Source organism: Lyngbya sp. CCY1209, assembly GCF_055795065.1.
The window spans coordinates 1-623 of record NZ_JAYFER010000505.1 but is presented as its reverse complement, the minus strand read 5'-3'; the positions used below and the strand labels follow the sequence as shown (position 1 = coordinate 623).

Here is a 623-nt window from a genome sequence, read left to right as displayed (position 1 = left end):
AGGAAACCTTCACTCCCGGCGCCGATTCTAGCAGCGGAAGTGCCAGTGCGATCGCATCTTCCAACGAGGCGGAAACCGCAGCCACAGCCACCGCCGGAGATGCGGAAACGGACAGTTCGGAAACAGAAGAAACCGAGACTTCCGTCGAAACTGAAACTGAAACCAGTTCCGAAGATATGGATAATGGCAATAGCGAAACCGGCAGCAGCAGTTCCGCTTCTTCCAACTCCTTTGTAGACGAAACGGGGGCGGGAAGCAGCGGCGAATCCACCGCCACTTCGGGAGAGGGAGAAACCAGCACCAGCAGCGAGGAAACCTTCACTCCCGGTGCCACTTCCAGCAGTGGAAATGCCGAGGCGATCGCATCTTCGGATGAGGCGGATACCGAAGCGGAAGCTACCGCCGGAGACGCGGAAACGGACAGTTCGGAAACAGAAGAAACCGAGACTTCCATCGAAACTGAAATGGAAGAGAGTCCATCAGATACCGACAATAGCGAGGGCGAAAATACGGGTGCGATCGCATCTTCCAACGAGGCGGAAACCGCAGCCACAGCCACTGCCGGAGATGCGGAAACAGAAGAAAGTTCCGCAGATCTAGAAAATACGGAAAGTTCGGATATC

1 protein-coding gene is annotated in these 623 nt (G+C 55.5%); it reads left to right on the top strand.

Features of this window, described 5'->3' with window-relative positions:
• Positions 1 to 623: hypothetical protein (locus tag AC0QHF_RS16365; protein ID WP_324705301.1), on the top strand; the 623-nt coding region annotated here is incomplete at both ends.